Source organism: Clostridium sp. YIM B02555, assembly GCF_022320955.1.
Taxonomy (GTDB): domain Bacteria; phylum Bacillota; class Clostridia; order Clostridiales; family Clostridiaceae; genus Clostridium; species Clostridium saccharoperbutylacetonicum.
The window spans coordinates 376427-397150 of sequence record NZ_JAKJJY010000001.1 but is presented as its reverse complement, the minus strand read 5'-3'; the positions used below and the strand labels follow the sequence as shown (position 1 = coordinate 397150).

The following is a 20724-nucleotide window of genomic DNA, read 5'->3' as shown; positions in this document are numbered from 1 at the left end:
ATGTATCTTGTGCAAAACTCTTATTTAAATTCCAAAAGAAATATGAATACAATTCTTTATATATCACATACTACGAATATGATAATTTCATAAAAGAGAGAAGGTAAGATAATTTGAATGTCACAGCCAATTACCAAGATAATATACAATTAATCCATTCGCATTTGGCAATTGATAAAACTTTTGATATTGTTGAACGGCCATTTGTAGTAGGTGGAAAGAATGCTGTTTTGTATTTTTTAAATGGATTTATTAAAGATGCTATCATGCAAGATATACTAAAATCTTTTTTTAAAATCCCTCCTGAAACTATGAATTCATATAAGACTATAAATGATTTTATAAATAATCAAGTTCATCATGTATCTGTTAAAAGTGAAAGTAATTTGGACAAAATTATTTTAGCATTATTAACCGGTCAAACTATAATGTGCATAGATGGCTATGATGCTTTTATACTTCTAGATTTGCGTACTTATCCAGGTTCTGATTCATCAAAACCAGAAAAAGAAAAAACTTTACGCGGTGGAAGAGATGGCTTCATTGAAAAATTAGTGTTTAATGCAGGTTTTATAAGAAGAAGGATTAGAGATCCTAGATTAGTTTTTGAAATACATCAAATAGGTGATGTATCAAAGACAGATGTTTGTCTTGCATACATAGATGGAGTTGCGGATCCTAAGGTACATGATTTAATAGTTGATAGTTTATCAAAAGTCGATATAAAAGCCTTAACACTTTCTGACCAAAGTTTAATTGATGTTATGTGCAGAAAAAATTGGTTAAATCCTCTTCCAAAGGTAAGATATACGGAACGGCCTGATGTTGCCTCAGCACATATAGTTGAAGGTAAAATTATAATTATTGTAGATAATTCTCCAAATATTATAATTCTTCCAACTGGAATTTTTGATTTTTTACAAGATATAAATGATTATTATTTTCCATTATTTACCGGAAACTATTTAAGAATTATACGTAATTTAGTAATGCTTGCAACTATATTAATAACTCCATCTTATTTACTTTTTGTCAATGGAAATATATTTCTTCCATCTTTTTTTGATTTTTTAAAACCTCAAGACTACTTCGCTATACCTATATTATATCAATTTATACTCTTGGAATTTGCTGTTGATGTTTTAAAATTAGCAGGATTGAATACCCCAAGTCCACTTGGAAGCGCAATGTCTTTAATTGGAGGTTTGATTCTTGGTGAATATGCGATAAAAACAGGCTGGTTTATTCCCCAATCAATATTATATATGTCTATAGTAACACTAGGAGACTTTACACAACCTAGTATTGAAATGAACTTTGCTTTAAAGTTTGCAAGAATGATTTTATTGGTTCTTAGTGGCTTTTTAGGTTTCTGGGGTTTTATCGCCGGTATAGCATTAATATTATTTGTAATGGGTAGTACTAAAACAATAGCTGGTGATAAATATTTTTATCCATTAATACCTTTCAATTGGAAAGCACTAAAAAACTTATTATTCAGAACGCGAATATCAAAGGATGTACAATAATAGTTAAAATATTAAAAATAGAAAGTGACGAGTTAAATTTCCAAACTCGTCACCTTCTATTTCTAAACCTTATTTTATAAAAGTTTTGTTCCTTCTTTATCTTGAGTAATTAATTTCTCCTTCATTAATCCCCCTAAAGTCATCTTAAAGTAATTCTTGCTTGTATTAAATTGCTTTTTTATATCTTCAGAAGAGGATTTGTCGTTAAATGGCATAAAGCCTCCATTTTCTCTTAAATATTTGAGGATTTCCTCACTTAATTCACTTCTTGCTTCTAATCTCTTCTTTCTAGTTGTTACTCCAATGGTACCATCTTCATAAATCTTTTTAATTCTTGCCTTAATTTCTTGACCTGGATATATATAATCAAAATGTTCATTAGCCAATATCAATCCTCTATATTCACCATCTATTGCAACATTTAAAGTCCCATTTTCACAGGTATCATAAACAATAGCATTTACCTCATCTGAAACCTTGTATTTTCCTTCTTCCGCAAGAGCTAGATATTGATCTATTCTTGTAGTTGCTGCCAATCTATCAGTTTTATCTACATACATATAAAATAAATATTTTTTTCCTTCTTTAAGCTTAAAACCTTGTTCTTTTAATGGAACAAACAAATCTCTCTCAAGTCCAAAATTTACAAAAGCTCCGATATTATTTTGGCTAACAACTTCTAAGTAAGCAATTTCCCCTACTGTTAAAAGTGGCTTTTTTAAAGTAGAAATTAATCTATCCTGTGAATCTCTATAAACAAACACTTCTAACTTATCGCCTTCTTTTATTTCATGCCCTTTTGCAGCACTATTAGGGAGCAGTACTTCGTCTCCAAATTTATCTTCAAGATAATACCCGAAATCTACTTTTTTACTAACTTTTAAATTGCAATATTGTCCTACTGCTATCATCTTTGTTTCCTCCATTAATCTAATTTATATTCTTTACTAGCATCGATGTAATTTTTACACGACTTTCTGTTTTCCTCAATTTCTTCTTCTGTTAATTTTCTTATCACCTTTCCAGGATTACCCAAAATTAAAACTCCATCTTCAAATTCTTTATTTTGAGTTATCAAAGTTCCCGCTCCTATGATAGTATCATTTCCTATTTTTGCACCGTTTAATATTATAGCTCCCATTCCAACTAAAACATTATCTTTTATACTACAACCATGTATTATTGCATTATGTCCTATAGTACATCCATTTCCTATAACTACATTATTGTCAAAATCAACATGTACTACACAATTATCCTGAATATTAGTGTTTTCTCCTATAGTTATTGAAGCTGCATCACCTCTAAGTACAGCCCCAAACCAAATGTTTACATTTCTTTCAAGAGTTACATCTCCAATAATTACCGCTGTTTCTGCAACATAAACTTCACTAGCTAAATTAGGCTTTTTTCCTTTAAATTTTTTTATCATTGTTACCACCTCATCAATTCCTAAAGCTATTTTAACATTTCATTAAGTTATTGTCATTATATCAATTTTCATTTGTCACTGATCATTAACCTTATTTAATTTTTCCATTATAATCAAATAACTATTTTATTCCATGATTTATATTTATGAATTGTTATTTGATATTTGCAATATATATATATTATAAATAATTTTTAGGAGTTATGATATTGGGTAGAAAGAAATCATCTGAAAATAATTTTAATATAGATGAATTTAACTTTTATTATGGAATTCCTCATGCTCATTGTGGTTTTTCAACAGGTCACGGAACCCCTATTGAAGCTTTTAACTACGCTCGAAATAATGGCCTCCATTTTTTAATACTAACTGACCATAATAATTATTTAACCAAAAATGTACGATTAAGAGACCATGAAATAAGTAAATGGGATGCAGCTAATTATTTAGCAACACGTTATAATAAAAAACATGAAAACTTTTTAGCAGTAATTGGATTTGAAAGTAAAACCAACCCTTTCGGAGACATTAATATAATAAATTCAAATAGATTTTTTACAGGTACAGTTAATAATATACAATTATTAGTACTTTGGATGCTTAACAATCCGAATGCCTTCATTTCAATTAACCATCCCCATAAAACCATAGAGAATTTAGAATATAATGAAGTTGTAAATAAAATAATAACCTCAATTGAAGTTGGAAATGGATCAGCACCAAACAAGTATATAAGATACGAAAAATACTACTATCATTTGCTTGATAACAATTGGAAATTAGGCGCCATAAACGGGCAAGACAATCACCAATTAAATTTCGGTGATGAAGAAAATTTAACTTGCTTAATTGCCAAAGAACTAACACTTCCTTCATTAGTTAATGCATTTAGGAATCGCCATACATATTCAACCGAATCTAGAACCTTGACTATGTATTTTACAATAAATAATAATTTTATGGGTGATATAATTCCAATAGAAGATCATAACTTACATTTCTTAATTTTTGCTCAAGATTATCTCCATAAAATATTAGAAATAGATATTATCACTGTTGGAGGAAGTATAATAAAAAAGATAACAGATTTAAATTTAAACAAAGTAAGGTATTTATATTATCATGATGCTCTCCCAAATGAGACTTGGTATCTTATAAGAATAACACTAGATAACCATAAGATTGCTATCAGTTCTCCAATTTTTAGAAAATAAAATCACTCTTATCTATGAATAATTCAATCTATACCCTCGTAATTCTATAATTTTTTATACTATAAAATAGTCAATAACTTTAAAATTCACTATCTTAAAGTTATTGACTATCATAATAATACACATAATTTTACTTATTTTTTTTAACTCTATTTGGCTTAGCTTTTGGTCTAATCGCAATTTGCTTTTCTTTCTTTCTAGGTCCACCAGTTTGAATTATATCCATAAACCATAAGAAAAATAATACTGTAAAAATTGATAATGCACTTGAAATATATAAATTGGAATTACCTACAAACATTTGGATTACAAAAAAAACTATTGCTATCCCTAATGGAATCCACTTATTTACGCGTATTTTAGTAAATATATATTTTTTACATAATGCATTAACAGCTAGTATTACTAATAATATTGCTGCAAACATAAGAATGGTTGTTAAAGTATTCATCTCGTAACATATCCTCCTAAATATAGTCTATATGGTTATAATAATTTATATATAAATTATTATCAAGCACTTATGTTATTTATTTTTACACCAAATTATTTTTTTTATATATAATAATACTTAATCCCATCAAATTTTATTAAAATAGCAATATAATAAAATTTATTTTTACAGTTTTATAGTTTTATCTTTAAATTCTCTAATAAATTTGATAAAATATAAAAAAGTATAGTATATAAATAATATGAGGTGATATTATGACTTTAGTCCCAAATAACAATTTAGATGAATTAGATTTACAAATACTTGATTTATTAATTAAAGATTGCAGAACTCCATATTTAGAGATAGCACGTATATGCCATGTTAGTGGAGGTACTATTCATGTCAGAATGAAAAAGATGGAAGACATGGGTATTATAAAAGGTTCTAGAATAATATTAGATTTACCTAAATTAGGATACGATGTATGTTGTCTTGTTGGAATATATGTCGATAAAACGTCTTCTTTTAATTCAGTATTTGACAAAATGTCAAAAATAAATGAAGTTGTTGAATTACATCTGACTACAGGTAACTATTCGATGTTTGCTAAAATAGTATGTACTAACATTACTGATTTGCAAGATGTACTACTTAACAAAATAAATAACATTGATGGTGTACAAAGAACCGACACATTCCTTTCATTATCTCAACCTATTGATAGAAATATTTCTTTATAGAAATTGCGTAATTTATGAATAAAAATATATTTTTTATGGATACTAATATTAGTACTACATAAAGGAGTGTGTTTTTATGAAAATATTAAATGCTATTTCACTTATTTTAATTATTATTGGTGGCATAAATTGGGGACTAATTGGCTTTTTTCAATTTAATTTAGTTGACTTTCTTTTTGGAAGCTTTTCAGCATTATCAAGAATTATTTATTGTTTAGTTGGTCTTGCTAGTATATATTCTATTTCCTTTTTTGCTAAAGAGAGAGTTTATTAATATATCAATTTTTTTACATTAAGAATTCTTTAATTATTTAATAAGAAATTTTTAATGTAAAATTAATGTTATTCCATTAATTTTTGATATATAATATAATAAATTAGTAACGCAGATTATATTTATGGGAGGGAAGTATATCCTTGCACACAATGTTAAATTTTAACCTCTACAATCTAATATATTATTTTGTAGTTTATTCTTTTGCTGGCTGGTGCCTTGAGGTTTTATATTATTTTAAAAATGAACGAAGATTTGTTAATAGAGGATTTTTATACGGCCCTTTTTGTCCAATATATGGATTTGGTGTTGTATCACTTGTGACTTTTTTTGATGGCTATAAAGATAATATAATCTTATTATTTTTATTAGCATCTGTTTTTACAACTGTTTTAGAATATTTTACCGGAATGTTTTTAGAAAAAACTTTCAAGACAAAATGGTGGGATTATACTGATGATCCTCTTAATCTCCATGGAAGAGTTTGTTTACCATATTCATTACTATGGGGTATAGGAGAACTTTTAATAATTTATATAATCCATCCTATTGTTGAGAATATTATTGATCTTATACCAAAATCATCAGGTGAAATATTTATTTCAGTCGTTATTATTTATTTAATTATTGATTTTACTTTAACAATAGCTTCTTTAGTGCAATTTGATAAATTATTTTATAGTTTTCAATTTGTACCAGTAAATTTTTTATTTGATAAACCACCATTCTTATTTGGTTTATCAAAAGGTCGAACTATAGATAAAATTAGAACTTTTGAATCTATTATTAACAAATTTAAATTTAATTTAAATAATAAGAACTTAAGACATAACTTTTCAAATTTTTCACCAAAGCCACTAAATCATCTTTTAAAAGTCTTAAAAGATAAAATAAGAAAAGATTAAGGTAATTTTTATCCTTAATCTTTTTTTATATTTTATTTCTTCATCTTTCTTATTTCATCAAATAGCTCAATAGCTGCATTTCTTGGTCCATCTTTTTCTTGTCCTTTTACTCCTAAACAAGTTTTAATCTGACCAACTTTAACTTTGTCTTGTTCAAACATTGCATTAAAATATTTTTCTATTATTATATTAGTTTCTGCTTGTTTTTGAGCTGGTCCAAAAGGATTTGCAAAAAATGATTCAACTAAGCCCTTCTCTGTAGTTGTTCCTTTTGCCATTCTTGCTCCAGCCTTAAACACTTTTATTGCTTCTTTAGGTGTTGTAAAATAATTTAAATATTTTTCTCCAGTTGTAACTTCATCATAATTATTTGCATAAAAGAAAAAGTCAACTGGATGTCCTTTCGTGATATCTTTATAAGAAGCTACTGGCACAACCAGTCTTGCATTAACCTTATCAGGATTCATAAATATACTTCTATCCATTTCTTTAAAAGCGTATCCTTGATCTAAATCATCTAATCTAACAAATGCCCCTATTTCAGTCCCATAGCCTACTATAACATCACCTTCTAGTTTAAAGGTACCCATATCATCAAATATAATGGTCATATCAGATATATAATCTTCACTCAATCCTCTAAAAGCTTCCAAACTTTCAGATTTTCCTGCTCCACTATCTCCCATTATAACGACATTTGCTTCATCACCACTTTTTAATACAATGTTTACCATTGAACCATGTATTGGTAGGTATCCACGTTTTATCATAATTAAATTATAAAGAGTTAATGTCATCTTTTTAATATATCCAAAATAATCAATTTTCTCTGAATGATTAACATATCCTAGCATTATATCATTTTGAGCATCATCAAAAAATACAGTTTTTAGTTCATCATCATCATCTTTAGCTCCAAAAACATAAATAATGTCTGGTTTTCTTCCTCTTGTTTCTTCACTTCTTGCCATCTCAAATAAATTACACAACGTTATTCCATGTTCCATAAAATCCCTATGAAAATAAATAAAAGTAAGTAATCCACCAATCTTAGCTGGATAACAAAACCAATGTTCTTTGTTTATTTGTGCATATTTTAATGGATTATAATTTATCTCAGTAAACATTCCATCTCTAGTATTCTTTTTAGGATAAGTAATAAATGGCGTTTCAAGTAAAATATGATCAATGAATGGAATTTCTTCTAATGCTTCATAACCATCGGGCCTTACCCATTCCATTTCATGAATCATAATACACGCATTCCCACCTGCTGGTATTTGTCTATATACTTTAGGTTGATATCCAACAACATGCATTTCAATTTTTCTATATAACTTTAATATAAGATTAGAAAAAATAGCATTTGCTTCTGTAAAGCTGACCGCTGCAAGACCTTGTTGAATCTTATATCTATGAACTATAGTATATCTTTCAAGTCTCCTCCAAAATAAATATAAATCTTCTATAAATGTTATGAATTTGTCTCTGTCTTCTAATAACTTGTAATAGGCTATACTTATTTCCACAACTTCTTCAACTGTCATAACAGTTAAATATTTTATTATCATTATTAAATCTCGTCTAATATCTATAAGGCTATCAGTTTCTAATGCCTGATTTAAATATCTATATACTAAAGAATTTTTCTTTTTTGTTCTTCTTAAATAAACTTCTAAAATTCGTCTGAATCCATCACTTTCCAATATAGATTCAAAACTATTACAGTATTTTGCTGTAAAATTTATCATTACTTTATCATTACTCATAGAAAATTCTTTTTTCATTTCCTCGCCCCCATATGAAATTTTACCAACTCAAATATTGCATTTTTATTTTATTTAATGCATATTTAATTAATTATAACATATTATTTGCAATATTCAACTTAACTTTTTTGCAATTATCATATATATGCTGATTACTTTATATGAATTTTTTAGATTAATTATATTTTAATTGGCCATAATAAGCCTTCTTCCCAATTATATTGATATTTTACTAATTATAAACATTCCATCAACATTTTATGAATATTTATTTAAAAACTATCCTACTCATTCGTCTTTTATATTCTTCTTTCTATTAATCAATTGGCATTAACTTAAGATTAAGCAATTATCATGTATAAAATCATTCTATTTATGACACAATCAATTAATATAATATTATTCTAAGGAGTAAAATATTACCTATGAACAAAATTTTTAATTTGAAAAATAAAAGTTTATTAGTTATTTTAATAATTTTAATCTTTTTCTCTTTTAAATTAGGCTACAATTATTTTATAGTTAAAGAGAATGAACCTTTTAAGCCAGATCCAAATATTATGTTAGTTCATTATATAGATGTAGGACAAGGAGATAGCATACTCATTCAAGTTAATAACAAAAATCTTTTAATAGATTCTGGTCCAAATAGTGATGAAAAAAAACTTTTTAATTATTTATCAAGTTTATATATAGATAAATTTGATTATGTAATTGCAACCCATCCTCATGAGGATCATATTGGAAATATGGCTAAGATAATAAAAGATTACAGTGTTTTAGAATTTTATGCTCCTAAGATTCAATCTACAACAAAAACCTTTGAAAAAATGTTAGATACATTAAAAAGTAAACATTTGAAGATTAATGTAATAAAAAAAGGTACAAATTCCATTGATTTGGGGCACAATACAAAAGTTACAGTCTTTTCACCTATTAAAGATTTTTATGAAGACTTAAATAATTATTCTCCAGTTATAAAAATCGAATATGGCAATACATCATTTCTCTTTACAGGTGACGCTCAAAAAGAAGTTGAAAAAGAAATACTTGATAATAATGAAAATATCACTGCTAATGTACTTAAAATTGGTCATCACGGTTCGTCAACTTCAACCAGTACTAATTTTCTTAAGAAAGTAAATCCGATGATTTCTGTTATTTCAGTAGGTAAAGACAATATCTATAATCATCCATATGAAGGTACTATCAACCTTTTAAATATGAATAAAATTACAATCTATAGAACGGATATAGATGGAAATATACTTCTTTACTCTGATGGTTATAAAATAACAAAAAAGCACTGAAAAATTATTAATTATATTTTCCAGTGCTCTCACATAATAAATTTTTTATAAATTAGAATCATCTTCTAATACTTCAACGTCCATAAGATCATCTTCAAATTGAGTATCTTTAATATTACTATTATTAAAGATATATTTTTTCCAATTAACATATATATAATATAAATTTATAACATCTTGTTCATTGTATAAAAGGATTTTTTCTATTTTCTCTTCTGGCATTCTTTTAAAATACCCTTTATCCTTCATGACTTTATGAAAGGTTTTAGCTAAATTAGATCCACTTATAACTTCTCCTTCTCTAAAAATACCAAAAACCTTTTCTAATTTTTTAAGACCGATAGATAAATTGTTAAACTTTTCATATTCTTTTTGAATATCAACAGAATCAAATTCTTCATCAAAGTTGTAATATATGCCATTTTCTTTAAAAAGATAATTTATAACTGTAAAATCATTATTTCCTGAAAAAGTGATTATCGCTTTTTTCCCTTTCTCTTTCATTTTCATAAAGTATTCTTTAGCAAGATATAATATATCTTTTGCCTCATCTCTATCTTCAATCATATATTGAGTAACTAGAATATTATTAGCTTTTTTATCATATTCACACGCTCCAAATACCCCAATACACTTTGGTTTTTTATAAACATAATGTTCAAGGTCAAAGAATATAACATCTTCAGGACCATATTCCTTATTTTGCGACTTCATAATATATTCATCTATATATTCTTCCACCTTGACTCTATTTTCACGAATAATCACAGTATCACTCTTTCCTATAAGAATTGTATATCTTCGATGTCTAAGTTATATATTACATCTTTCCTTTCAACAACAACATTAATCTTTTTAATTAATTCTCTATCTTTAATAACCTTTTGTAAAAGTTCTTTAGTTGGATTCATACAATAAGGATGCTTTACATTTTTAAACATTGTATAATCTCCTGCCGTATCACCATATGCATAACTTTCATTTAAATCTATATCATATTTTATTGCAAAATCATTAATCGCCTTTTTTTTACTTCTACTATCCCACATTGGAATTACTTCTCCAGTATATATACTATCTTTATCTATAATATATTTTGCACCAATATAATCCGTAAATCCATATTTCTTAGCCATCTCACTAACAAGTTCTGATGGTGATCCAGAAATTATAATTAAAATGTGACCATTGGCCTGGTGCCATTTAATTCTGTCCCTTGTAAAAGTATATACCCTATCACCCTTTTGTTCTACAACTTTTTTTGCTATATAATCCATTTGATATTTTTGTAAGCCTTTAACGGATTCAATATATATATCTATCATTTTTAAAAGATAATTATCATAATCCCCTTGTCTTTTATCCCATTTGGTGAAGTATGGTCTTACATCATTATACCATCTTTCTTCACCTATAATCTCATACTTTACCATCTTTTTGAATACTTCTGTTATTAAGCCTTCTCTGTATAAGGTTCCATCTAAATCAAAAAAAGCACCTACATTAGCCATAATCTCACATCCTTTTTTACTTATCTATTATACTTTATTTTTTTCTACTGGAAAAGCTTACAATAACCATAAAAAATATTTTTTTGTTAAAATATATTATAATAATTTAAATAACATAATTAAAACACTATCAAATTACTTTTTTATTGATAGTGTTCTTTAAAATTTATTTACTTATTCTATAAAAGTTGAAATTTCATCTATATTCTTTCTTACTTTCTTCCGTACACTACCATCTTCTGGATATCCTATAGCTATAACTAATCTAATTCTTTTAAATGCATTAACATTTAAAAGCTTTTTAAGCTCCTTTTCATTGAACCAACCTAAAACACATGTCCCAAGTCCTTGCTCTGTTGCTGCGAGGCATATGTGTTCCGTTGCAATCCCCAAATCAATAGATCTATAATCTTGATGCTTCATTAAGGCACCTGCACGTGAAGTTAAATTTCCATTTTCTTCTATAACAATAATAAATGCTTGACATTGGGTAGTGAATTTATTCATAATCTTATCTTGAAGACAAGGTGCAACTTTAGCCGCTAATTCTTTATTGTTCACAACAATAAAGTGCCATGGCTGACTATTGCATGCTGATGGTGCTGCTTGAGCTGCTTCAATGCATTTTAATAGCTTTTCTTTTTCAACAGCTATATCTAAATACTTTCTACAACTTTGCCGTTTACTAACTAGTTCAAAAAAATTTTCCATAAAAATCTCCCTTATTATTTTTTAATAAATATCTATTTTCCAATTTTAGTATCATCAAGATTTTCTTCTTTAACAAGGCGAGGATGGCTATCTTTAAATTTAGAAAATAATTTTTCGTAATATATTTTTATAGTTGCCATTGTAGGAGAACCTAATAACATTCCTATAGGGCCTAAAAAACCGCCACCTATAGTAACTCCTAGAATAATTCCAAGAGGGCTAATCCCAACCTTTTTCCCAACAAGTTTTGGTTCAAGAAACCATGCATCAAATTGTTGAATACAAAGCAAAAGAACAAAAACAACAAACGCCTTCATAGGTGAAACAAATATAGCAACCGTCATCGCAACAATAACACCCATAAGCGGACCAAAATAAGGAATCATATTGGTTATCCCTACAATAAGCGCAATCAAAGGTGCATATGGTTCCCCAACAATTAATAATCCAAATAATGCTATAATACCAACAATTGAAGAATCTACGGCTTTTATTCCAATATAAAACCCGACCATTTTATTATATGTTCTAACAAAATTTATTATCCTATTCCCATTTTCTTCTTTAAAAATCATATATGTAATTCTTCTAGTATTCTTTAAAAGCCTTTCTTTATCAACTATAACATAAATTGAAATTAAAAAACCAAAAATTACAATCACTAAATTAGAGGTAAAAGAAAGTAAATACATAACTAATCCTTGCAATAATACAATTGCAATATTTCCTATTTGACCAGACATTTCCTGTAACTTTCCTAATAATCCTGCTTGCTCAATTAGTATTTTTATTCTTTCATTTTGTAAGGCTGTATTAATCCATTTCTGTATGATTTCTACATACTTAGGTACTTCCTTTGTTATATTGAGTATGCTGTCAATTATACTTGGAATAGTAAAAAATAAAATAATAAAAACTAAAGTAACAATCATCAAATAAGTAATTGCTATTGAAATTGCTCTCTTAACTTTTAATTTTCGCTCAAAAAAACTTATTACTGGATTTAATATATACGCACAAATCAAAGCATATATAAAAGGTGTCATAATTGTTACTATCTTTTTTAACAAGCTAAAAAAATAATCATAATTATCTATAAGCTTATATCCTATTACACCTATTAGTGCAAATATTAAAATATCTCTATACTTAATATTATTATTAAAAAACAATTCCTTTCAAATCCCTTCAAATAATTCGTTAGTTGTACCTAAATTATATCATATAATTATTTGCAAAATTATATCTTTCTAAATTATATCCAATAATTATATATTAAAATGCTTTATAAAAGAAAATTTTTCTTTATATAACGATATATTTATTTCATCATTTCATAAAAATTTCATAATATTTTTTCTAAAGTACCAATTCCAAGTAATTCTAATCCATTTTTTATAACCTGTAAAGCTGCTTTAACTAGGTTTAATCTAGCTACTTTTAATGTCTCATCTTCTAGATTCATCATAAAATACGGATCATAAAATTTCTCTAATCTTTTAGCGACTTCAATTATATATTTAGTTAAAATTGAAGGTTCTAATTTTTCTATTGTTAAAGTTATAATTTCATTAAAGTTACCTATTCTTTTCACTAATTCAAATTCTTCACTCGACGATAATTTCTTATAATCAGCCTTCCCTGTACATTTAACCCCTTTAATTAGAATACTACCCCAACTAGCGTAAGATGCTTGAACATACGGGCCATTTTCTCCATCAAATCCTAATATTTCCTTCCAATCAAGAATAACATTATTTTCTTTTAAATTTTTGAGACAAGCAAACACTAATGCTTCAGCTTTAAACATATCCTTCATCAAAACAGTTGTCCAATCTCTCATAAATAGGTTTCTCTCTGAAAACTTAATTAATCCCAGTCCAATACAAATGCAATCTTTTGCCCATTCATACCCTACAAGCTCTAACACCTTAAATATTTGTTTATAATATAATTCTTGCGTACTATCAACTACATAAATATATTTATCGAAATTATAATATTTCTTTCTATAAATTACAGCTGCAATATCCCTAAGCGCATATGTAAATGTACCATCATCTTTTAAAATTATACATGGTGGCATATTATATTTCTTAAGATTAACAACCTTAACTCCATTACTTTCTACCAAAATTCCATTTTCACTTAATTCATTTATCACCTGATTAATATTATTATTATTAACTGCCTCTTCAACTAGAAATTCAGTTACTAAAGACTTATCAAATTCCGTCCCAAAAGCCTCAGAATTAGATATTTCAATGACATTATATCCTTGCTTCTTATACATTCTAGTTAAAGCATTACCTATAACTTTAGTATAAAAGCTGCTTATCTGAAAAGAATTTTTTATGCACAGTTGAGAATACTCAATACATATTGTTTTTTCATTTCCACTATTTGATATCCCATATTCATCTCCTTCTTCTAAAACCTTCTCAATTATATTTTCTGCAAATACTCCCTTATCCACAAAAAAATTTAGATATGGTCCTAGATTTTCAATTTTCTCAAAAACTTCTGTCACAATATTGTTTTTTAGATCTTCTGCTATTATATTAGGTGCCTTTTTCATAACCTTTGATAATTGGAAGCATGGAAATGCATAATCTCCCATTTCTGGTTTTGGTGGTACTTCAATTAAACTTTTTATATTATCAAAATTCAAATCAACATAAGATTTTATTAATTCAACAATCTCACTTTTATAATCCATAAAGGTTCCTCCAAGTATATTAAAATAAAAAAATCAAAACTAAGGTCTAATCCTTCATATAAACTCAATATTTCCCCAATTTTTTTATATTCTATACTCAGTATAAAACAAACTAATGTTGCAATATATAGGAAATTGTATAAAATTAAATAATGTATAATTAGTATTTGGAGGGTTAATATGGAAAAGAAGAAAATATTAGTTGTTGAAGATGAATTTTCTATTAATGATACTTTAAAATTTGCTCTTTCAAAGGAAAACTTCGAAGTAAAAGGAGCTTATAATGGAGAAACTGCTTTGCAACTTTTCAAAGAATTTGAACCTCATTTAGTTTTATTGGATCTAATGCTTCCAGACATAAGTGGTTTTGAATTATGTAAAATCCTAAATCAAACAAGTTATGTTGTTATGCTTACTGCTAGAGATGATGTTATTGACAGAATATTGGGTATGGAAATAGGCGCAGATGACTACATAACAAAACCATTTGAAATAAGAGAAGTTATAGCTAGAATTAATGCTATTTTTAGACGGGCAAACAAAAATATTATTGCTAGCGAAAGTACTACTTCTTCGCCTTTTGAAAATAATAAAAGCAACGCTATTGTTGATAAGGTTGAAAAAGATGAAATTACAATTAATTTTGATACACGAACAGTAATAAGAGACGGTCGGGAACTTTTGCTAAAAAGAAAAGAATTTGATTTATTAAGTTATTTATATAAAAACAAAGGAATTGTTTTCACAAGACAGCAACTTTTAAATGAAGTATGGGGATATGACTATTATGGTGATACAAGAACTGTAGATGTTCACATAAGACGATTAAGGGCAAACCTTGGGGATGATAAAGAAAATTCTATAATAGAAACAGTTTTTGGTGTAGGATATGTAATAAGATAAAGGCATACAGTTAGGAAGTGAAAAATATGCTAAGAACACTAAAAGGAAAAATAATGACTGCTATTATTTTTGCTCTTATTATATTTAATCTTGGATTAAGTATTTTAATTTATAATACTTTCTATAAAAGTATTAAGAACAATATCAAGGATGATATGGAGAATATCAGTAAATTCAGTACAAGCACTTTAAAATACAGTTCTATGGTTATTGAGGATGACTCTAAAGTAAAAAATAAAACCGTCTATGAAATTAACAATAATTATGATTGCTATGTTGGGTTATATGATTCAAATAATAAATTAATAGATTGTAAAGGAAATGTATTACTTGAAAATAGTATTGATAATATATTAGAAAGTTCAAAAGGAAAAAGTTCAGTAATAATCTTCAATATAAAAAATGGATTAATTTCTACATACATATACCCTGTTTATCTTAATGGAAAATATGATTCAAGTTTAATCATCCAAAAAAACTACGATGAGTATTACAATAGCATTAAGAACACAATGACAAATATAATAAGTGCACAAATTATCCTTTTTGTGGTCATAATAGGATCATTAAATTACTTTATAAATAGAATAATCAGTCCTTTAAAAAAGCTCAGCATGGAAATGAAAAAATATGGAGAAGGAAAAGATGTTGATAAAATTTCAGTACGATCTAAAGATGAAATTGGACAAGTAACTAATTCTTTTAATGAAATGATTGAAGAAAAGAAAAAATTAGAAAATATATCAAAAGACTTTTTTAACAATGCCACTCACGAACTCAAAACACCAGTTACTTCAATATATGGTTATGTACAAATATTAGAAGAAGAAGGTCTAAACAGTATTGATGAAGAATTTAAAAAAAGAGCTGTTAACCGTATAATGCTTGAATGTGGAAAGTTAAAAGAACTTATTCAAAAGCTTCTTGAAATTTCAAGATGTGGAGTTGGAAAAAAGGATATCAAACAAGAAGTGGAACTAAACACATTAATTTTAGACATTTGTGATAGATTGATTGACAGGAGCCGACGACTTAATAAAAAGTTCATTACTAATATAGATGAAATTAGTATTTTAGCCGTAAAAGAAGATATTGAACATATAATTTTAAATTTAATAGATAATGCATTAAAATACTCAAAAGGTAAAGAAATATATATTTCACTTAAAAAATTTGATAATGATACTTTTATCTTTGAAACAAAAAATAAAATTTCTTCAATCCCCAAAAATATTTCTGAAAATTTATTAGAGCCCTTTATTAAATATAATGAATTTGATTGCAACAAGGAAGAAAGTATTTCAAGTTCAGGCTTGGGATTATATTTATGTAATGAATTAGCTCAAAAGAATATGCTTACTTTAAAATATAATATAGAAAATAATAAAATATCATTCTATTTATCAAACATAAATTAGTTATGAAAAAAGCCACTAGGCTTTTTTTCATTAATTCTAAATTATAGTTTTCGTTAACGAACGATATTACAAGAATGTTACAAAAATATTAAATAAGTAACAACTAATATCCAAATCCTACAAGAACATTACAAAAATGTAAAAAGCATTGAAAGTATTTGAAATAGGTTTATTATGGGTAATGTACTAAGGGTACAAATCAAATATTTATTAAATTACTTTTATTTAGGAGGAATAGAAATGAAAAAAAAGATATTAAATCAATTAATTGCAGCTGCTTTGGTTTGCGGAAGTCTTTTAACAGTAGGAAATTTACCTGCCAATGCAGAAACAACATTAAACGGACTTAAAACAGAAAATGGACATACTTATTCTTATGACAATGGTGTGAAAGATACAAATCAATGGATCTTGTTTGGAGATGATAAGGGTTCAGTATGGCATTATTTTGATGAGAATGGTGAAATGGTAAAAAATAAAACTATTCTAGGTCCTAACAATAAAACTGAAGTTAAAATTGATGAATATGGAGTAGGAGAAGTTAACTGGGAATATGGAGCAAATTGCAATCTTGATAATGGTAAGTGCTATTATTTAAATGCATCAGGGCAAAAAACAGGCTGGGTTGAAGATCAAGGTAAAATATATTATTACAATGAAAAGGGAGAAATGCTCAAAGACACAACTGTTAAAAATCAATTTGGAAAAGAAGTTAAGTTAAATAAAGATGGAGTACTTGTTGGTGAGCATGGATATGATCTCATCGATGGAGTTGAAGTTACTTATGATAGTTCAGAAGCATATAAAAAGAGTCAAAAAGAGTGGAAACAAGTTGGAACTGACTGGACTTATAATGATGGAAATCAAAAGAAAGAACACTTAGCTAAAGGTTGGGAACAAATTAATGGAGTATGGTTCTATTTTAATGATAATGGAATAATGCAAAAGAATACAACTATTAAAGATGGAAAAGGTAATGACTGCGTATTAAATGCAGATGGGGCATTAACTAATAGAGCTAAGCCAGAAGATAAAGATCCAGAAAAAACAAAGGGTTATAGCCAAAAAGTTATCGATGGAAAAACATATTTTGTAGATGATAACGGAGTGAAAAAGATAGGATGGGTTATATATAATGGCAAATGGTATTATACAAACAAGGATGGTGTAATGCAAAAAGATACAGCTATAATAGAAGGCGATAACAAATATGTTTTAGGTTCAGACGGGGTATGGATTCGATAATATATATATCAATTAAATTATTTTACTTCGTAATTAATTATCTACTAAATATATTGCATTATATATGTACTTAATGCTATCCAATATATCTAAAAATCAACAAATGTAACTAATCAACATTAAATTAACAAAAATAAATTATTGTAAAAAAACTCTACAAATTAAATTATTAAAAGTCTATGAAAAGTTGTCAACTTAATACAGTTTCAAAGAAACTGATTAAATGTTGGCAATTTTTTAAATTTGTATAAAACTCAAGATTTCCAAATAAAATGCCATAACTTTGATAAAATTCCTTATTAAATAAATTATTTAACAATTATGTAATAAGTTTAGTTTATAATTGTTTAGATTAATAAAGATATCCAAAGCGAGAATTAGACTTATGCAACAATTACTGAAATCAGATGCATTTATCTTCCTCAGGACTAGTGAAATTTTCGCTGGATGGTTCTAAGTGGAAGGTTGCACCCATTTCCGCATGTTCCTAAAGTAAATTTATGACAAGCAGAAAATGGAACAGCCTTCCACTAATAACCATCATCAGCTTAATTTCACATGCCTGCTTCCAGAAAAATGTATCTAATTTCTAGTGTAGTGTTGCGATTATAATTTCTCAATGATTCATGTATATTCCATTTATAAGTTTGATTATCCATTTGGATATCTATATCAAATAAAAAAATATATAATAAATTCATGATTTATTTACATTATTAGTTTATTATGTATGCTTATTATATCGGGAGGAAAAATGAAAAAAATACTTAGTTTTATATTATTAATAATAATTATATTATCCTGTATATTTTACAAAGTATACATACTTAAAGGAAATGAAGAAATAGAAGTATTAAATGCAGACGTAAGTATCAATAATATAAAAAGTATTATTAATATTGAAAATGAAACCAATGATGATTTTGAAGAAATTCCGTTAGGTTATATTAATGGAAATATATATTTAATAAAATATGATAACATTAATAAAAAGTTATATGATACTAATATATTTATTTTAGACAAAGCTGGAAATACAAATACATCTGGTATAAAGTTACCAGATGATTATTTAAACTTTAACTTAAATATTTATGGTGATAAGATCTTTGGAAAGAATAGCTACTTTAATTGGAAATCTGGAAAAGAATATCTCCTACTTTCCAATACAGATGATCAATCACCTACTAGCTGGTATTCCATTTCTGGGAACAGTGATTATTTTTTATGTTCAAAAAACCTATCTCAGAAAATAAATTACATCTTATATAATATTAGCACCAACGATCAATATAAATTTGAATGTAGTTTTGATAGTGAAGATATTATTGGTGGAATATTTTATGATAACACGACAAAAAATTTCTACGCAATTTGTCAAAACAATGTAGTAAAAAAAATAAACTTTGATGGCAGTAATTTTACACTTGTAAAATATGATGATATAAAAACCAATAATTCTCAAAGTGAAGTTCCTAATAATCATTCTGGAAACTACTTAAAATATACATTTTGTTCAGAAGGTCAAGCATACATAGGTTTAGATTATAATGATAAAAACAAAGACACTATTAATCTTAATCAATATGACATAGCTGGCAGGTTTATAGAACCATTAAGCAACATAACTCTATATGGATATGATAATTTTTATAAGGAATATATATTAATAAAAAAAGACGACAATAATAATTCTAACAAAATATATTTAGCTAAACTTGAAAAGAACAGCTTTGATATGCTTATTGAAATACCTAAAACATATAGTGATGATAGTAATATTACTATTCATATGGTTGATTCAGAAAATGTACTAGTGAAAGAAGAATTTCATGATAAGGAAAATAAAAAAATTAAAAATAGATATATTGTATATGATCTAGCTGAATATTTTCAAGATAACACAAATAAATTAAATGGTGACTATGATAAATTAACCTTGAAAAATACCTATAAAAATATTAATGACTTTAATAATTATGATTCTAATATTAAAAATAAGTTAAGTGAAGAAAATAAGAATCCTATAGAAAATACACAAGCCAAATCTCCACTAAATGAAAATACAATATCAAAAGATAAAGCAAGCAATAAAGCTACTTCTGAACAAAAGGATTATAGAGAATATGATTCATCCTGGAGAAAAGGAAATGGCGATTGGTATTATTATAAAAATAATGATGAAAAAGTAATAGGATGGTTAAAGACAGAAAAAGGATGGTATTATTTTTACAAAGATGGAACCATGCAAAAGGATGCAATAGTTATTGGAGAAAACCATGAAGAATATGTATTAGGGCATGACGGATTGCTACAAAATCCAGATGCTTCCTTAAACTATGATTATGATGGAAGCAAAGAAAAAGCTCCAATTCCTAATAATAATAATAATAATAATAATAATAATAATAATAATAATAATAATGTTTCAAGTAGCGCTACTAATAATACTACAACCTCAGACGATACGCATAATGTAACTGACAAATCTAATTCATCAATTGATACTAAAACCAATAAGCAAACAAATAATGATACTAAAAAAGAAACTATAACAAATAAATAACTTATTAAATAATCCGTCTCTTTTTAAGAGACGGATTATCCT

At 26.7% G+C, this 20724-nt stretch carries 19 protein-coding genes; 10 read left to right on the top strand and 9 right to left on the bottom strand.

The features are described from left to right. Positions 1 to 113: 113 nt before the first annotated feature. The gene (locus L3B98_RS01705) at positions 114 to 1529 is read left to right on the top strand and encodes a spore germination protein (RefSeq protein ID WP_238915348.1); all 1416 of its coding nucleotides are present in this window, start codon (positions 114 to 116) and stop codon (positions 1527 to 1529) included. A gap of 74 nt (positions 1530 to 1603) precedes the next feature. Here L3B98_RS01705 and L3B98_RS01700 read toward each other — a convergent pair whose 3' ends face one another. Together L3B98_RS01700 and L3B98_RS01695 are read right to left on the bottom strand one after the other, a co-directional pair. Further along, positions 1604 to 2440: a S1-like domain-containing RNA-binding protein gene (locus L3B98_RS01700; protein ID WP_238915347.1), complete on the bottom strand. Its 837-nt coding sequence runs from the start codon at positions 2438 to 2440 to the stop codon at positions 1604 to 1606. A gap of 14 nt (positions 2441 to 2454) precedes the next feature. Beyond that, positions 2455 to 2961: a gamma carbonic anhydrase family protein gene (locus L3B98_RS01695; RefSeq protein ID WP_015391219.1), complete on the bottom strand. Its 507-nt coding sequence runs from the start codon at positions 2959 to 2961 to the stop codon at positions 2455 to 2457. Positions 2962 to 3170: 209 nt separating this feature from the next. Here L3B98_RS01695 and L3B98_RS01690 point away from each other — a divergent pair, with 209 nt between their 5' ends. Beyond that, a complete protein-coding gene (locus L3B98_RS01690; protein ID WP_015391218.1) occupies positions 3171 to 4175 on the top strand; it encodes a hypothetical protein in 1005 nt (334 codons plus the stop codon). A 130-nt stretch (positions 4176 to 4305) separates the two neighbouring features. Here the strand turns inward: L3B98_RS01690 and L3B98_RS01685 are convergent, their stop codons facing one another. Beyond that, positions 4306 to 4626, bottom strand: coding sequence for a hypothetical protein (locus L3B98_RS01685; protein WP_015391217.1), 321 nt, complete (start codon positions 4624 to 4626; stop codon positions 4306 to 4308). 257 nt (positions 4627 to 4883) lie between these two features. Here L3B98_RS01685 and L3B98_RS01680 point away from each other — a divergent pair, with 257 nt between their 5' ends. The 3 genes from L3B98_RS01680 (at position 4884) to L3B98_RS01670 (ending at position 6530) form a co-directional block, all read left to right on the top strand. After that, complete coding sequence (locus L3B98_RS01680; RefSeq protein ID WP_015391216.1) at positions 4884 to 5351, top strand: Lrp/AsnC ligand binding domain-containing protein; 468 nt, start codon at positions 4884 to 4886, stop codon at positions 5349 to 5351. A gap of 76 nt (positions 5352 to 5427) precedes the next feature. Next, positions 5428 to 5625 carry a DUF378 domain-containing protein gene (locus tag L3B98_RS01675; RefSeq protein WP_015391215.1) on the top strand — a complete coding sequence of 66 codons (198 nt, stop codon included), beginning with the start codon at positions 5428 to 5430 and terminating at the stop codon, positions 5623 to 5625. Positions 5626 to 5777: 152 nt separating this feature from the next. Further along, positions 5778 to 6530 (top strand): putative ABC transporter permease, encoded by a 753-nt coding sequence (locus L3B98_RS01670; protein ID WP_238915640.1) that lies wholly within the window; start codon positions 5778 to 5780, stop codon positions 6528 to 6530. Positions 6531 to 6562: 32 nt separating this feature from the next. Here the strand turns inward: L3B98_RS01670 and L3B98_RS01665 are convergent, their stop codons facing one another. After that, complete coding sequence (locus L3B98_RS01665; protein WP_238915341.1) at positions 6563 to 8317, bottom strand: phosphoenolpyruvate carboxykinase; 1755 nt, start codon at positions 8315 to 8317, stop codon at positions 6563 to 6565. Between the two features lie 407 nt (positions 8318 to 8724). Between L3B98_RS01665 and L3B98_RS01660 the strand changes: the two genes are divergently transcribed. Continuing rightward, positions 8725 to 9609 (top strand): ComEC/Rec2 family competence protein, encoded by an 885-nt coding sequence (locus L3B98_RS01660; RefSeq protein WP_015391212.1) that lies wholly within the window; start codon positions 8725 to 8727, stop codon positions 9607 to 9609. Positions 9610 to 9654: 45 nt separating this feature from the next. On the opposite strand, the gene L3B98_RS01655 is transcribed toward L3B98_RS01660, so the two are convergent. From L3B98_RS01655 to argS, 5 genes are all read right to left on the bottom strand, one after another. Further along, positions 9655 to 10377, bottom strand: a complete 723-nt coding sequence (locus L3B98_RS01655; protein ID WP_015391211.1) for a ribonuclease H-like domain-containing protein — start codon at positions 10375 to 10377, stop codon at positions 9655 to 9657. Positions 10378 to 10391: 14 nt separating this feature from the next. After that, positions 10392 to 11120, bottom strand: a complete 729-nt coding sequence (locus L3B98_RS01650) for an HAD-IB family hydrolase (protein WP_015391210.1) — start codon at positions 11118 to 11120, stop codon at positions 10392 to 10394. Between the two features lie 174 nt (positions 11121 to 11294). Continuing rightward, the gene (locus L3B98_RS01645; RefSeq protein ID WP_238915340.1) at positions 11295 to 11831 is read right to left on the bottom strand and encodes a nitroreductase family protein; all 537 of its coding nucleotides are present in this window, start codon (positions 11829 to 11831) and stop codon (positions 11295 to 11297) included. Positions 11832 to 11863: 32 nt separating this feature from the next. Further along, complete coding sequence (locus L3B98_RS01640) at positions 11864 to 13003, bottom strand: AI-2E family transporter (protein ID WP_238915338.1); 1140 nt, start codon at positions 13001 to 13003, stop codon at positions 11864 to 11866. A 173-nt stretch (positions 13004 to 13176) separates the two neighbouring features. Next, complete coding sequence (argS, locus tag L3B98_RS01635; RefSeq protein ID WP_238915335.1) at positions 13177 to 14550, bottom strand: arginine--tRNA ligase; 1374 nt, start codon at positions 14548 to 14550, stop codon at positions 13177 to 13179. 180 nt (positions 14551 to 14730) lie between these two features. Here argS and L3B98_RS01630 point away from each other — a divergent pair, with 180 nt between their 5' ends. The 4 genes from L3B98_RS01630 to L3B98_RS01615 all read left to right on the top strand — a co-directional run bounded on the left by L3B98_RS01630 (position 14731) and on the right by L3B98_RS01615 (position 20682). After that, a complete protein-coding gene (locus L3B98_RS01630) occupies positions 14731 to 15453 on the top strand; it encodes a response regulator transcription factor (protein ID WP_015391206.1) in 723 nt (240 codons plus the stop codon). Between the two features lie 26 nt (positions 15454 to 15479). Then, positions 15480 to 16871: a HAMP domain-containing sensor histidine kinase gene (locus L3B98_RS01625; RefSeq protein ID WP_238915333.1), complete on the top strand. Its 1392-nt coding sequence runs from the start codon at positions 15480 to 15482 to the stop codon at positions 16869 to 16871. Positions 16872 to 17111: 240 nt separating this feature from the next. Next, the gene (locus L3B98_RS01620; RefSeq protein ID WP_238915332.1) at positions 17112 to 18116 is read left to right on the top strand and encodes a hypothetical protein; all 1005 of its coding nucleotides are present in this window, start codon (positions 17112 to 17114) and stop codon (positions 18114 to 18116) included. A gap of 754 nt (positions 18117 to 18870) precedes the next feature. Beyond that, the gene (locus tag L3B98_RS01615) at positions 18871 to 20682 is read left to right on the top strand and encodes a cell wall-binding protein (RefSeq protein ID WP_238915330.1); all 1812 of its coding nucleotides are present in this window, start codon (positions 18871 to 18873) and stop codon (positions 20680 to 20682) included. The last annotated feature ends 42 nt before the right edge of the window (positions 20683 to 20724 follow it).

Bases quoted from the DNA above. Each gene is read 5' to 3' on its own strand.
- L3B98_RS01700 (WP_238915347.1), bottom strand. From the start codon at position 2,440: ATGATAGCAGTAGGACAATATTGCAATTTAAAAGTTAGTAAAAAAGTA.
- L3B98_RS01695 (WP_015391219.1), bottom strand. From the start codon at position 2,961: ATGATAAAAAAATTTAAAGGAAAAAAGCCTAATTTAGCTAGTGAAGTT.
- L3B98_RS01685 (WP_015391217.1), bottom strand. From the start codon at position 4,626: ATGAATACTTTAACAACCATTCTTATGTTTGCAGCAATATTATTAGTA.
- L3B98_RS01680 (WP_015391216.1), top strand. From the start codon at position 4,884: ATGACTTTAGTCCCAAATAACAATTTAGATGAATTAGATTTACAAATA.
- L3B98_RS01675 (WP_015391215.1), top strand. From the start codon at position 5,428: ATGAAAATATTAAATGCTATTTCACTTATTTTAATTATTATTGGTGGC.
- L3B98_RS01670 (WP_238915640.1), top strand. From the start codon at position 5,778: ATGTTAAATTTTAACCTCTACAATCTAATATATTATTTTGTAGTTTAT.
- L3B98_RS01665 (WP_238915341.1), bottom strand. From the start codon at position 8,317: ATGAAAAAAGAATTTTCTATGAGTAATGATAAAGTAATGATAAATTTT.
- L3B98_RS01660 (WP_015391212.1), top strand. From the start codon at position 8,725: ATGAACAAAATTTTTAATTTGAAAAATAAAAGTTTATTAGTTATTTTA.
- L3B98_RS01650 (WP_015391210.1), bottom strand. From the start codon at position 11,120: ATGGCTAATGTAGGTGCTTTTTTTGATTTAGATGGAACCTTATACAGA.
- L3B98_RS01645 (WP_238915340.1), bottom strand. From the start codon at position 11,831: ATGGAAAATTTTTTTGAACTAGTTAGTAAACGGCAAAGTTGTAGAAAG.
- argS (WP_238915335.1), bottom strand. From the start codon at position 14,550: ATGGATTATAAAAGTGAGATTGTTGAATTAATAAAATCTTATGTTGAT.
- L3B98_RS01630 (WP_015391206.1), top strand. From the start codon at position 14,731: ATGGAAAAGAAGAAAATATTAGTTGTTGAAGATGAATTTTCTATTAAT.
- L3B98_RS01625 (WP_238915333.1), top strand. From the start codon at position 15,480: ATGCTAAGAACACTAAAAGGAAAAATAATGACTGCTATTATTTTTGCT.
- L3B98_RS01620 (WP_238915332.1), top strand. From the start codon at position 17,112: ATGAAAAAAAAGATATTAAATCAATTAATTGCAGCTGCTTTGGTTTGC.
- L3B98_RS01615 (WP_238915330.1), top strand. From the start codon at position 18,871: ATGAAAAAAATACTTAGTTTTATATTATTAATAATAATTATATTATCC.